Source organism: Candidatus Comchoanobacter bicostacola (genome assembly GCF_024172705.1).
Taxonomy (GTDB): domain Bacteria; phylum Pseudomonadota; class Gammaproteobacteria; order Comchoanobacterales; family Comchoanobacteraceae; genus Comchoanobacter; species Comchoanobacter bicostacola.
In genome coordinates, this window is record NZ_CP092900.1 from 167,990 (window position 1) to 182,097 (window position 14,108).

Below are 14,108 nucleotides of genomic sequence, written 5' to 3' on the forward strand. Positions count from 1 at the left end.
TTGATGTTATGGATTAATCTCTGAGCCATCCCAAGCAAATACTTTTCCTGTATCTGAGGGCTGTGTTTTGCGAATGATGTCCCATACATGCTGAGCAGAGGTTTGAGGGTCAAAGACATGACTAGGGTCTAAATGTTGATTAAAGGGCTCGGAGAGTTTGCTACTTACCGTACCTGGATGTATAGCAATGATTGGGGTATTTTTCAAAGTTCTTTGGATTTCTATAGCACATGTTTTTATAAGCATATTGAGGGCAGACTTTGAGGCACGATAACTATACCAGCCACCTAGCTTATTATCAGAAATGCTTCCTACACGTGCTGTGAGTGCTGCAAATATTGAGCTTTCTTTATTCATATAGGGCGTAAAGTGTTTGGCGCAGAGGATAGGAATAACACTGTTGACAGTAAAGAGCTTTATGAGTTTGTCAGCAGTAATCTCTTTAAGTGATTTTTCAGGCATCATGCCATCTTCATGTAAAATACCTGTAGCTACAAGCACAAGATCAATAGGCGCTGATTCAGAAATAGACTGTGCAGTTTTTTCAAGTAGCTCTTCATCATATAGGTCAAGCGTATAGTTTGTAATATTGCCACCGCTCGGATTTGGATTGGATCGTGCGATACAATGAATCATTGCTTCTGAATGGGTCTCACGCATGAGTTGTATAAATGCTGATCCAATAGCACCGGTGCTGCCTACAATTACAATGTTTTTAAATACGTTCATTTCCATTTATGCCAATACTGTTTAGATAGGATAACTCTTTTTTAGTTAAGCATCAATTTGCCCAAGACAATTGCTTTGTTATAATTAAATTGTTTAAAAAGAGATCAAGTAGTGTATCAAGGAAAATGGGCAGTAGTAACGGGGGCTAGCTCCGGAATAGGAAAAGAAATGGCGCTTCAGCTTAGCGCATACGGTATGAATTTAGTGTTGGTTGCTCGGCGTGAAGCAATTCTTGAAGAGATGAAGCGGGCAATAGTTGAAGTGGGTTGCTCGTGCGAGATACTACCCCTAGACTTGTCTTTAGAATCTTCAGTAGGCGTTTTAAAAAACTGGCTGGTAGAACATTCAATTCATCCATGTGTCGTTGTTAATAATGCAGGAGTAGGGCTGTATGGTGACTTTTTAACACAAGATGCTCATGCATTATCTCAAATGCTAAATTTAAATGTTAATGCTTTAACGATGATTAGCCGTGAAATTGCTCCATTGATGGAAAAAGGCGGACATTTGATGTTGGTTTCATCAACAATTGCTTACATTCCATCCCCAAAATATTGTGCTTATGCTGCGACAAAGAGTTATGTTCATTCATTTGGATATGCACTAGCTGATGCACTTTACCCAGATATATCAGTGACTACATTATATCCAGGTGTAACTAATACGGAGTTCTTTGATGTAAGTCACCACTCTATGGCTGGGTGGCTTAAAAAGATATGGATGTATGAACCTGAGTGTGTAGCTAGAGCTGGATTACAAGCACTCTTTGCAAAAAAAACGAGGTGTATTCCTGGTCTACTTAATCGTTGCATGGTTTATTCTACGCTAATGTTGCCTGATTATTGGCGAAGAGGGTTATTAAAGAAAATATTTGAGTTATCTAAGCATGCTGAGTGATGTATGAAAAGCTAGATAGATCAGAAATAGTTAGGAGTATATAAAACTTGAGGTTGAAATGATTGGGCTAGTTTTTGTCTGAGATAGTGGTATATTGTGTGGAATTAAAGACAGGAAATATAATGGAGATAGGGAGTGTAGTGCAAATAACTTTAGAAAAATTAATTCAAGATGTAAAAGATGATAAAGAAATTAATTTAACACGAGGTGTTTGTAGTATAGCTCGTACTCTCATATCTGATATGCCCTTAAAGGTGGATGGTTATGCTAATCCAGTTAGTAGCTTAAGTTACACGCAAATGACGGTAGGTAAGCCAGGCTTACTATCAACTGTAGATCCTAACAAAGCGGTATTGCCAAAGGATATTATTCAACAAGTAGCGTTATATGATTATTTAAGAGATGCTCAGAGAACTGTATTGAGAGCAATACAAGAAAGAGCAACAGATGAAATTATCACTTTTTGTGAAAAAACACCTTATGACGGAGATACGTTGATATACGTAGGGGATAATAAATTTCAAACGCTTTATCAGTGTGCTATAGAATCGAAAAAATATGATTTGTTCTTTGGATTAATTCGGTTAGATCGTCCTAGTATGCCTGAGAAATTGATTTCAGAAAAGGTATCAGAGGTGTGGGATAGTCTACGTCTTGATGAGAAAAAGACTGTGTTAAAAAGGGTAATCAATGGCGCAAATATTTTATATTCTATTTGTAGATATAACCCTCAAATAATCGAGGTAGATATGATTGACAAGGTTGCTCTAAATAGGGTGATTGCTCAGGGCCCAGGTGCTGGGGTTTCTACGCTTTATTTACTTGTATTCTGGCAAAGCCCACTATTAGCTGAATTAGGTTCAGCTATGATTGATAAGACGACTTTAAATAGCGTGATCACTCAGGGGCATCATGCTGGGTGCTCTGCACTTTATGGGCTTGCAAGCAACTCAGAGGGCCGCGCACTGTTGTCTAGTTTAGGTTCTGCTATGATTGATAAGGTAGCTCTAAATACTGTGATTACTCAGGGGCCTCGTGCTGGGGAATCTGCGCTTTATTGGCTTGCATGTACCTCAGAGGGGCGCACACTATTAGCTGGTTTAGATCCAGATATGATTGATAAGGCGGCTCTAAATAGTACTGTCGCTTTGGGCCCAAATGCTGGGCATTCTGTGCTTTACTGGCTTGCATGTGCCCCAGAGGGTAGAGAATTTTTAGCTAGTTTAGATCGATCTATGATTGATGGGGCAGCTCTAAATACTGTGATTACTCAGGGGCCTCGTGCTGGGGAATCAGTGCTTTATTGGCTTGCATACTATCCAGAGGGTCTTGCACTATTGGCTAAATTAGATCCAACTATGATTGAGAAGGTGGCTCTAAATACGGTGATTGCTAAGGGGCCTTGTGCTGGGTATTCTGCACTATATGTGTTTGCATGTACCTCAGAGGGTCGCGCACTATTAGCTGGTTTAGATCCAGATATGATTGAGAAGGCTACTCTAAATACGGTAATTGATCAGGACCCATATGCTGGGGCATCAGTGCTTTATTGGCTTGCATACTATCCAGAGGGTCTTGCACTATTGGCTAAATTAGATCCAACTATGATTGAGAAGGTGGCTCTAAATACGGTGATTGCTAAGGGGCCTTGTGCTGGGTATTCTGCACTATATGTGTTTGCATGTACCTCAGAGGGTCGCGCACTATTAGCTGGTTTAGATCCAGATATGATTGAGAAGGCTACTCTAAATACGATGATTGCTCAGGGGCCTTATGCAGGGTTTTCTGCACTATATGCGTTTGCATACGCCCCAGAGGGGCGCGCACTATTAGCTAGTTTAGATTCTACTATGATTGATAAGGTTGCTCTAAATACGGTGATTACTCAGGGCCAAGAAGCAGGGTATTCTGTACTTTCCTGGCTTGCATGTACCTCAGAGGGGCGCACACTATTAGCTGGTTTAGACCCAGCTATGATTGAGAAGGCTACTCTAAATACGATGATTGCTCAGGGCCCAAATACTGTGTATTCTGCACTTTATGGGCTAGCATGTACCCCAGAGGGTCGCGCACTGTTAGCTAGTTTAGGTTCTGCTATGATTGAGAAGGCTACGCTAAATAAGGTGATTGCTAAGGGGCCTTATGCTGGGTATTCTGTACTATATGTGTTTGCATGTACCCCAGAGGGTCGCGCATTATTAGCTAGTTTAGATCCAGCTATGATTGAGAAGGTGGCTCTAAATAAGGTGATTACTCAGGGGGCTTATGCTGGGTGTTCTGCGCACTCAATCCTTAATAAATCTCCAGATGGTCGTAATTTGCTGAGTAGACTTGATCTTCATAATTCTACTGCTGCTGCTATATCTATATTTTCAGGTAAAAATAAGCCTGAGGGTGATTCAAGTGTTGGCCAGGGTGGTCATGCAGTCAAGAAAAGGCGTTATAAATAAGTATCACTTTCTTTCAGGAGATACAGTCAGGGGTTAATAGCTTATAGTTCTATAAAATTGGATGGTTATTTCTATTTAGTGGGGGTGTTAAATTTGCACTCAATCGTTGATAGGTAAGCTAGATTTATCATAATGAGATATTCCTAATAAATATAATTATCTCAGAGCTACTATTCAGAATGCAGTACGATCTTAATTATTTAAGAACACACCTTAGTAGAAGATGGTTGGAGGTTTATTATATGTTTTTATTTGATTTTTTCTATTATTGATAGTATGATTTTTTTTTGAAATATAAAGACTGGTAGCATAATGACAATAACTTTAGAACAATTAATTCAAGATGTAGAAGCTGATAATGAAATTAACCTTACACGAGGTGTTTGTAGTATAGCTCATACATTAATAGTAGATATGCCCTTAAAGGTGGATGGTTATGCTAATCCAGTTAGTAGCTTAAGTTACACGCAAATGACGCTAGGTAAGCCAGGCTTACCATCAGTTGTAGATCCTAACAAAGCGGTATTGCCAGAGGATATTATTCAACAAGTAGCGTTATATGATTATTTAAGAGATGCTCAGAGAGCTGTATTGAGTGCAATACAAGAAGGAGCAGAGGGTATTATCACTTTTTTTCAAAAAACACCTTATGATGGAGATACGTTGATATACGTAGGGGATAATAAATTTCAAACGCTTTATCAGTGTGCTGTAGCATGTAAAAAATATAATTTGTTCTTTGCGTTAATACGGATAGAAGACTCTAGTATGCCAGGTCGGTTAATTTCAGAAAAGATATCAGAGGTGTGGGATATTCTAGATCTTGATGAGAAAAATACTGTGTTAAAGAGGGAAAATAATGGCACAAATGTTTTGTATTCTCTTTGTAGATATAACCCTCAAATAATCGAGGTAGATATGATTGACAAGGTTGCTCTAAATACGGTGATTGCTCAGGGCCCAAATGCTGGGTTTTCTGCGCTTTATTGGCTTTCATGCCGCGCACTGTTAGCTACATTAAATCCAGCTATGATTGATGGGGGGGCTCTAAATACGGTGATTACTCAGGGGCCTCGTGCTGGGGAATCTGCGCTTTATTGGCTTGCAAGCAACTCAGAGGGCCGCGCACTGTTAGCTAAATTAGATCCAGCTATGATTGAGAAGGCTACTCTAAATAAGGTGATTACTCAGGGCTCAGATGCTGGGGCTTCTACGCTTTTCTGGCTTGCAGGTAACCCCGAGGGTTGCGCACTGTTAGCTAAATTAGGTTCTGCTATGATTGATGAGGCTACGCTAAATGCGGTGATTACTCAGGGCCCAGATGCAGGGAGATCTGCGCTTTATTGGCTTGCATGCACTCCAGCGGGTCAAGCACTGTTGGCTAAATTAGATCCTGCTATGATTGATGGGGCGGCTCTAAATGCGGTGATTACTCAGGGCCCAAATGCTGGGACTTCTGCGCTTTATTGGCTTGCAAGCAACTCAGAGGGCCGCGCACTGTTAGCTAAATTAGATCCAGCTATGATTGAGAAGGCTACTCTAAATAAGGTGATTACTCAGGGCTCAGATGCTGGGGCTTCTACGCTTTTCTGGCTTGCAAGCAACTCAGAGGGCCGCGCACTGTTAGCTAGTTTAGGTTTTGCTATGATTGATAAGGCTACTCTAAATAAGGTGATTATTCAGGGCTCTCGTGCTGGGTGTTCTGCGCTTTATTGCCTTACAGGCAACTCCGAGGGTTGTGCACTGTTAGCTGAATTAGATCCTGCTATGATTGACAGCGTTACGCTAAATAAGGTGATTACTCAGGGCCCAAATGCTGGGTATTCTGCACTTTATAAGCTTGCATGCACTTCAGAGGGTCGCGCACTGCTAGCTAAATTAGGTCCAGAGATGATTAATAAGGTGGCTCTATACACGGTGATTACTCAGGGCCTACATGCTGGAAAATCTGGACTTTATTGGCTTGCAGGCACTCCAGAGGGTCAAGCACTGTTGGCTAAATTAGATTTATCTATGATTGATGGGGCGGCTCTAAATGCCGTGATTACTCAGGGCCCAAATGCTAGGACTTCTGCGCTTTATTGGCTTGCATGCTCCTCAGATGGTCAAGCACTGTTGGCTAAATTAGATTTATCTATGATTGATGAGGCTACGCTAAATGCGGTGATTACTCAGGGCCCAGATGCAGGGAGATCTGCGCTTTATTGGCTTGCATGCACTCCAGCGGGTCAAGCACTGTTGGCTAAATTAGATCCTGCTATGATTGATGGGGCGGCTCTAAATGCGGTGATTACTCAGGGCCCAAATGCTGGGACTTCTGCGCTTTATTGGCTTGCAGGCTATCCAAAGGGCCGCGCACTGTTAGCTACATTAAATCCAGCTATGATTGATGGGGGGGCTCTAAATACGGTGATTACTCAGGGGCCTCGTGCTGGGACTTCTGCGCTTTATTGGCTTGCAGGCTATCCAAAGGGTCGCGCACTGTTAGCTAGTTTAGGTTTTGCTATGATTGATGGGGCGGCTCTAAATGCGGTGATTGCTCAGGGCCCAAATGCTGGAAGATCTGCGCTTTATTGGCTTGCATGCTCCTCAGATGGTCAAGCACTGTTGGCTAAATTAGATTTATCTATGATTGATGGGGGGGCTCTAAATAGTACTGTCGCTCAGGGCCCAGATGCAGGGAGATCTGCGCTTTATTTGCTTGTATGTACCCTAGGGGGACAAGCACTGTTGGCTAAATTAGATCCTGCTATGATTGATGGGGCGGCTCTAAATGCGGTGATTACTCAGGGCTCAGATGCTGGGACTTCTGCGCTTTATTGGCTTGCACGTACCCTAGGGGGACAAGCACTGTTAGCTAAATTAGATCCTGCTATGATTGATGGGGCGGCTCTAAATGCGGTGATTACTCAGGGCCCAAATGCTGGGACTTCTGCGCACTCAATCCTTAGTAAATCTCTAGATGGTCGTAATTTGCTGAGTAGACTTGATCTTCATAATTCTACTGCTGCTATATCTGTATTCTCAGGTACAAATAAGCCTGAGGATAATCCAAGTTCCGAGCATAATGAACCACCGGCTAAAAGATCTAGGCCTGCTAAAATATGATACCTTATAGATCTTTAAATTAGATGTTTATTTCTATTTAGTGGGGGTGTTGAATTTGTACTCAATCGTTGATAGGTAAGCTAGATTTATCATAATGAGGTTTTCTAATAAATGTAATTATCTCAGAGCTACTATTCAGAATGCAGTACGATATTAATTATTTAAGAACACACCTTAGTAGAAGATGGTCGGGGGCTTATTATATGTTTTCAATTATTTTTTGGGGTTTGCGAATTTTGTGATTAGGCTATATGAATAACACTATTCTTGAATAGCGCTAGCTGCGTGCAGCCCACTTAAAAATGCGGCTTCAATTCTTCCTTGGATACACCAATCACCACATGCCATTAGTTTATTATGGCGATCTAAAAAATAGGGTGTGTTGTGTTGCTTTTTTACGTTAGCATACCGCCATTTATGCAAATAGTGCTCGTTGTTAGCAAAGTTAATGCCTGTGGTATATGAAAGCTCAGTTTTGAGGTGGTTGATGATCTCTGTTTCATTTAGATCAAAGTTATTTTGAGCCCATCGATTAGTGGAATGCGTTAGAAGGCTAGACTTTTGAACACGATTAGGTTTTGAATGTTGCGCACTGATCCAGCTGATGTCCTGGTTTTTAACAAGTGCAGCATCAAAGGGTAGTGTTAAATGCTCATTACTTAGGGTCATGAGTGAGAAGCAAGCGAGCATCTGAGTTGACTTAATGTCCTGTAGATGTTCAAAGTTAGCGGGCATGATTTGAAAGGCTTGTGCTGCTGGTATTGTGCTGATAACCCAATCAAATGGTCCATGTGCATTATCTTGGTCGTCAACTAAAAGCCAGCCAGTATCTTTAATTATTTGCGTTATTTTAGTGGTTTTTCGTATGTTTAGTCCTTGCGCTAAATATTTGCCGATAGCATTCATTGAGGGACTACCTACATAATGGGGTGGTGCATTTGACCAGCTGCGACTATGGCGAATGATATTGCCATCAAATTCTACAAACTTTCCATGCCATTCTTGAATGATCCCCTCTTCAATCATCGGTTGGATAAAAGCTTTGAACTCTTTAGTATTTGCCTTAAAGAATTGTGCACCATGGTCAAAAGTTACATCATTAATTACTTTTGATGCAATACGACCCCCTAGGCTTCTTGACTTTTCAAAAATATGAACGTCATATATACTTTGAAGATTCTGTCCAATGGTAAGTCCTGATAGTCCAGCACCAATGATCGCAATTTTAGGCATAGTTTTTTCAATTCAATTAAAAGCAGTTAAGTACATCAATATAAGGTTCTTCGTGAACACGCTTATACTATGTTACATATAACCAGTCTAATAGGTATAGTCTATTATGGTATATAAATCTATATTTAACCCATATCGCTTTTGACTCAGAGTAATTAAAGATATGCGTAAATAGGATTATAAATAAAAAGCTGCCTCTATTATATTTCAAATAGAGACAGCTTATTACAGGGCTACTTTTTTATTAAAGTGCGACCCACCATGTATCTTGGGTACAGCCTTGTTCTACAACATATACTTTCTTCGTTGTTCTTTGAACCGGTCGATAATAGATATATGTAGGTTTAGGGCGTCTAGCTCTTTCTATTTCATCTAATGCGTCTAATCCTGCCCATGCAAGTTTAGCAAATTCTGCAAGACCTGACTTTACTTGAATTGAAAGTGCTGGTTTAGCAAGATTTTGAGCAGTCTCATTGCTTTTTTGCTTTCTCTATTCTTTACACAAGCTTGTACTTCAATGATACTGTCATCATCTGCGTAGCATATAACATTAGTCGCAATATTGTACTCATTGTTCTTCAGTGTATAGGTGGCACTAGATTTTTGATACTTTCCATTATTTCCTTTAAGTTTTTTACTTGATCGCTTGACGGTTTTAATAGCTGGTGCAGCATTAACCAGTTGCTTCTCAACATCATTGAGTCGCTCATTTGCAGATTTATCTACATAAAGCTGTTTCAAAGTAATGGATGAAGTAAATCGTTCCTTGGTCTCTCTACCTACAGGTGTGAAGATGTATGTAGCGCTTGTGTCATCTTTATGTTCACTTGCTAATACATAGTTATCAGGTATTTTAAATTTAAAATCTGCTCCACAGATGCGTGCAGTTTCCTGAAACTTCGTGAAGTGGTTAGCTTCTTGCTCAGCTTGAACAAATGGACTCAGCATTAAAAGTACTGATAATATTATATTTTTCTTCATGTTATTCTCTTTATTTTATTGAAATATATATCTAAACCATTAATTTGTCAAGTGATGGTTTTTTTGTAATGGATAAGGTTTGAGTGAGCGCATTGAACGTAAAAAAAGTCAGATAGGGAAGGTAAGCATGATAACTCATTGTAACGTATTCTTACAAGGTAGCTGGTTTTAAATCTTTGCTTTCAATTTTGATGCCAGCAGAGCGTATGGCTTGTTCAAATTCTTTATTGTTCATGTTGGCCGCTAGTGAAAGAGGCTTATCTGCAAAAGAGATTCCATTTAATGACCCAAAAAGTTCCAGTGATTTGCTCGTAAGACTATGGGTTTTCCCAAGATTAAGGCTAACGTTTTCAGGTGTGTGTATGATTTTAAGTTTGATTTTATCTTTAACCGCATTATATTCTCCGACCCATTTGTTTCCCTTTAGATATTCAGGCCTTTTAGTGGAGAAGCGGTATATTAATGAAATGGCTGCGAGAAGAAGTGTTATAATGAGTATCAAGGCGTACATTGGTTCATCCATTACTTTGTGAGTTTTATTATAATAACTTTTTTAGGGTATATTGATACAGAAATACTTAAGAATTTACATGATCTGAGCAATCAGGTAAAATTGTAATAAGAGTATCCTGTTAGTAGAGATCTATTGGTGTGTAGTTGAGTGCCTGAACATAACATTTGGATATTAATATATAAATAATTGACACTAATAAGCAAATGATGAGTAAGATTTTTTTTGATAGCAATGAGAGTTTTGAGTATGAATAAAATATTTGTGGTTGGTGCGAGCATAGCAGGTCCTGTTGTGTGTTATTGGTTAAAAAAAGCAGGTTATGCACCAACATTAGTTGAGAAAAATGATGGCCTTAGAAAAGGTGGGTATGCGGTTGACATTCGTGGTATTGCAGTTGATGTTGTCAAGAAGATGGGTGTTTTAGAAGCTATTGCAGAACAGCGTATGAGTATACAATTGAGTCGTCACGTAGATACTGAAGGTCATACATTAAGACAGGAGGAGCCAGAAACTGCGGGTTTTCGTTTGGGTGAGGACGTTGAAATTAGTCGAGGAGATTTGGTACAAATCTTTATGGATCTTATACCTGATGTACCCTGTCACTTTTCACAGTCTATTACACAATTGGATCAACAGAAAGAGGGTGTTGAGGTTACATTTTCGGATGGTTCAATAGAACACTATGACCTAGTGGTTGGAGCAGATGGCTTACATTCTAAAACACGAAGGTTAGTGTTTTTAGAGAGTGATTACACCAAAGTAGATCTAGGAGCATGTATTAGTGTAGCCAACATACCGAACTTCTTAAAACTAAGACATGAGGAAATTTTATTTGAGGCGCATAATAAATCAATACACTATGTGAGTGATAAAGATCCGAATTTAGCTCAAGTGCGATTTATGCTCCGTTCTGATAAAAGTTCAATAAGGCGTGTTGAAGAATAAAAACAGTTTTTACAAGCAATGTTTACTGACTTTGGGTGGGAGACAAACCAATTACTAGATTACATGGTGCAAAGTAAAGATTTTTATTTCGATTCAATTTCACAAATTAAAATGGATAGCTACAGTCAAGATCGGGTTGTACTTGTGGGTGATGCGGGCTATTGTGCCTCTCCATTATCGGGGCAGGGAACCAGTCTTGCGATTGTAGCGGGGTATATATTGGCTGGTGAGTTGGCACAGTCTGATGATTGTCTATCAGCTTTAAAACGTTATGATGAGAGAATGCACCCGTTTGTTCAGAAGAACCAAGAGATTGGTTTATATGTCTCAGAAACGTATTTACTAGAAGGTGATATTAAAAAAGAAGTGATTGATGCGCGCAATAGCCAGATTATAGATAAGGTCCATCATGCAGCCAATGCGATAGAATTACCGGATTACCGGTAGTGGTATTATAGACTATAAAGAGCCTCTGTATCATGGTAAGGTTGTTATAGGATCTTTAGGGCAGTGATATGAATCAGCATTCAGATAATAAAGACAACCCTACTGGGTTTAAGAAGGGTTGGGAGAAGAAAGCCTCGTCTTTAGAAAATCATGACGTGGAGCGTATTGTATCAGCGGTGTATCCTAACCAGTATCTTTCGTATTATCTTCCCACTCAGGGCTGTGCCAATATATTGATTTGTGTGAAGTTAAAGACTGGAGCAACCAAAGTGTTAAGAGTTTATGCACGAGAGACAGCCACCCCAGAAGTTGAAAAAGCGGTATTAGATCGAGTAGCAGAAGTATTGCCTGTACCTAAAATATCTCAAATCATGTCTGTTGATGGTTGTCAGGTGGCAGAATGTGACTATATACAGGGTGAGCGTTTGTCTGATGTGCTACTAGATTTACCGGTCTTGGATCTTAAACGATTAATGTATGATTTAGGAAAAACCCTGGGTGCAATATCTCAGTGGGGTTATGGGAAGGCAGGAATCATTGATGCGCAACACCATATTGTGCAGTCACTAAATTAGCAAAATTTTACAGAGGAGGTGCTAAGTGCATTAAAGGGTAAAAAATTACTATCTCAATCTATGGTCTCCAGTTGGGAGACGGTTTTTCAACAACTATCTGCTTATTTTCCAATGCCACATGAGGATAGGTTGGTGCACGGAGATTTTGATCCTGCGAATATTCTAGTTATCCAAAAAGACGCTAAATGGACGATCAGTGGGATACTAGATTGGGAGTTTGCACACTCAGGCTCACCTATGCAGGACATTGCATCAATGCTACGCGATCGGGAGAGGCTGCCAGCTGAGTATGCTGAGGGGTTTTTAGAGGGTGTGCGACAATCTTTGAATATTCCCGACCATTGGGAGATTACGGTTAATGTGTGTAATGCTTTGGCGTTGCTAGATTGTTTAAACAGAACACACCCGGTTGATCAGCCGGATAGATTATCAGATATATTGGCTCGATTATCTCGGTTATATGATCAGTTATCATAGATAGATTTACACATGCTGGTTAAGTCTCCTACGAAGAGGATTGTAGTGAAAGCTTATGATGACGTATGACCCATTCAGTTTGATAGTGAGCAGCAGAGAATACTTAAATTAGGTTAGATGGTAGCAGTTTATCTGGATGTTTTGGTTAATGTTATAGTAGTGGCGATTTTCGACAACAATAAGCATTAAAGCCCCAAAGGTGGTGATAAGGATTGGCGTTATTATCGGTTTTAGATATTTTCGATAATAAGCTCTGCGTGCCCTTAGTATAATGGTTTCCGTGATATTGACGTCATGGTGAGCGCAATCAAGCCATCTCATCTTTGCCTAAAGTGCGTTTTGAGCAATTTAGATTGATTCAATATGGGGCTCATTATATCATAGCTGGTAAATGAAGCATAAGAAGTTATGATGGCAACACAGGTATTCATTGGTCGAAAAAATGAGCTAGATCATTTAAAGGCTCTTTACAAGAAAAAAACACCTAACTTAGTTGTTGTAAAAGGCAGGCGAAGAGTTGGCAAAATCTGGTTAATCAATTTCTTTGCGTCATCATATCCAGAAAATAGACTTTGGGATTTTGCGGGACTTGCACCTGGGGAGGGTATAATGATCAAAGTCAGCGCGATCATTTTGCGCGTCAGGTTGTGCTACTTCACCAACAAAGTCAGGACGTGTAGATAGCCAGAAAAAACCTTTTTCTCTAATTAATGCCTGTCAAAATTGCAGGTGGCTGGAAAATCTATCGCATTTATAAGGTTTTATAGTCTTGGCCCATGGGGGGTGTTTTAATTGATCTCAGACCATCAACAAAGTTTTCCGACTCATCTATAAAGGATAGCCGGTAGAGTGTTTCTCTATGGTATACAGTTTCTTCTCTCACACCTTGTGCTGGCCATCCGCTCGTTATAAGCTCTTTACTCGCACGAATCTGAGATATTTTATAAAGTATAAAGGGTGTTGAATGATTTACCTGGGCTTTATACCAGTATCCGTAAGCTACTTGTATAGCATGAGTGCCTAGATCAGATAAAGAAGTTATATCCGTTAAGTGGGCCTTTCTTGCTATGTAATCACATTTTCCATAACATAAATCGTCCCAGCTGAGGTGTTGGGGTGAAAAGCCAAGTCGTGATACGTCACATTTATCATGAAAGCCATCAAGCATCCCAGATTGATTAATCCCTTTGGAGAATGGCAGTGGATTCGCGTCCTTCTCTTTTTGGGGATAGACAAAATCAAGCTGCATATCAGTGAATTCTCCAATAAATGTAGCCTGGCTAAGCGCTTCAGCAGGAAGATGTGGCGCAAATGCTTCTTTTACATTCATAGCAAGTGGAAGCCATTCCTGAGAGCTGGTTGCAAGTTTATAAAGTCGTTTGCATGCTTTTCCAAGACGCATTACAGCAGCTACCTTATTAGGAAGGCGTCTATCATACGGCTTTGGACTACTATCTCGTGCAATGAAGTCGAATATCTTAATGATCAGCTCGTCTGGAAGTGTATCAAATAAGCTTATCTTTTCACTTTTTCGTATAGGAGTTTCTTGTTTACTAGAGTACTTAATATCCTTTTCAGCTGCAGGGCAAACAGGGGTTTCTGTGCTTGCTTTTGTTTCTTTAGGTTTGAATATTCTTAAAAAAAACATCTTCAGTGATGTGGCGATATTGCAAATCCATTGCCACAGCTTGTTACGTTTCTTTTTTAATTGTTCACTTGTTGACTTATTTTTTGAGTTCATGGTTTTTCTCC

At 39.9% G+C, this 14,108-nt stretch carries 12 protein-coding genes; 7 read left to right on the forward strand and 5 right to left on the reverse strand.

Annotation, left to right across the window (positions count from 1 at the left end):
• Positions 1–6: 6 nt before the first annotated feature.
• Positions 7–729 (reverse strand): SDR family NAD(P)-dependent oxidoreductase, encoded by a 723-nt coding sequence (locus MMH89_RS00820; RefSeq protein ID WP_258568491.1) that lies wholly within the window; start codon positions 727–729, stop codon positions 7–9.
• 111 nt (positions 730–840) lie between these two features.
• Between MMH89_RS00820 and MMH89_RS00825 the strand changes: the two genes are divergently transcribed.
• The 3 genes from MMH89_RS00825 (at position 841) to MMH89_RS00835 (ending at position 7,184) form a co-directional block, all read left to right on the forward strand.
• Positions 841–1,626 (forward strand): SDR family NAD(P)-dependent oxidoreductase, encoded by a 786-nt coding sequence (locus tag MMH89_RS00825; protein ID WP_258568492.1) that lies wholly within the window; start codon positions 841–843, stop codon positions 1,624–1,626.
• 122 nt (positions 1,627–1,748) lie between these two features.
• Positions 1,749–4,076 carry a hypothetical protein gene (locus MMH89_RS00830; protein WP_258568493.1) on the forward strand — a complete coding sequence of 776 codons (2,328 nt, stop codon included), beginning with the start codon at positions 1,749–1,751 and terminating at the stop codon, positions 4,074–4,076.
• Between the two features lie 312 nt (positions 4,077–4,388).
• A complete protein-coding gene (locus tag MMH89_RS00835; protein ID WP_258568494.1) occupies positions 4,389–7,184 on the forward strand; it encodes a hypothetical protein in 2,796 nt (931 codons plus the stop codon).
• Between the two features lie 261 nt (positions 7,185–7,445).
• Here MMH89_RS00835 and MMH89_RS00840 read toward each other — a convergent pair whose 3' ends face one another.
• The 3 genes from MMH89_RS00840 to MMH89_RS00850 all read right to left on the reverse strand — a co-directional run bounded on the left by MMH89_RS00840 (position 7,446) and on the right by MMH89_RS00850 (position 9,921).
• Positions 7,446–8,417: an NAD(P)/FAD-dependent oxidoreductase gene (locus tag MMH89_RS00840; protein ID WP_258568495.1), complete on the reverse strand. Its 972-nt coding sequence runs from the start codon at positions 8,415–8,417 to the stop codon at positions 7,446–7,448.
• A 426-nt stretch (positions 8,418–8,843) separates the two neighbouring features.
• On the reverse strand, positions 8,844–9,398 hold the full coding sequence (locus MMH89_RS00845) for a hypothetical protein (protein ID WP_258568496.1): 555 nt from the start codon (positions 9,396–9,398) through the stop codon (positions 8,844–8,846).
• Between the two features lie 151 nt (positions 9,399–9,549).
• The gene (locus MMH89_RS00850) at positions 9,550–9,921 is read right to left on the reverse strand and encodes a hypothetical protein (RefSeq protein ID WP_258568497.1); all 372 of its coding nucleotides are present in this window, start codon (positions 9,919–9,921) and stop codon (positions 9,550–9,552) included.
• A gap of 237 nt (positions 9,922–10,158) precedes the next feature.
• Here MMH89_RS00850 and MMH89_RS04925 point away from each other — a divergent pair, with 237 nt between their 5' ends.
• From MMH89_RS04925 to MMH89_RS00865, 4 genes are all read left to right on the forward strand, one after another.
• Positions 10,159–10,857: an FAD-dependent monooxygenase gene (locus MMH89_RS04925; RefSeq protein ID WP_343218877.1), complete on the forward strand. Its 699-nt coding sequence runs from the start codon at positions 10,159–10,161 to the stop codon at positions 10,855–10,857.
• 66 nt (positions 10,858–10,923) lie between these two features.
• Positions 10,924–11,304 (forward strand): FAD-dependent monooxygenase, encoded by a 381-nt coding sequence (locus tag MMH89_RS04930; protein WP_343218878.1) that lies wholly within the window; start codon positions 10,924–10,926, stop codon positions 11,302–11,304.
• Between the two features lie 68 nt (positions 11,305–11,372).
• The gene (locus MMH89_RS00860; protein ID WP_258568498.1) at positions 11,373–11,879 is read left to right on the forward strand and encodes a hypothetical protein; all 507 of its coding nucleotides are present in this window, start codon (positions 11,373–11,375) and stop codon (positions 11,877–11,879) included.
• A gap of 60 nt (positions 11,880–11,939) precedes the next feature.
• Positions 11,940–12,356 (forward strand): phosphotransferase, encoded by a 417-nt coding sequence (locus MMH89_RS00865; RefSeq protein WP_258568499.1) that lies wholly within the window; start codon positions 11,940–11,942, stop codon positions 12,354–12,356.
• Between the two features lie 751 nt (positions 12,357–13,107).
• Here the strand turns inward: MMH89_RS00865 and MMH89_RS00870 are convergent.
• Complete coding sequence (locus MMH89_RS00870; protein ID WP_258568500.1) at positions 13,108–14,097, reverse strand: F-box protein; 990 nt, start codon at positions 14,095–14,097, stop codon at positions 13,108–13,110.
• Between the last annotated feature and the right edge of the window lie 11 nt (positions 14,098–14,108).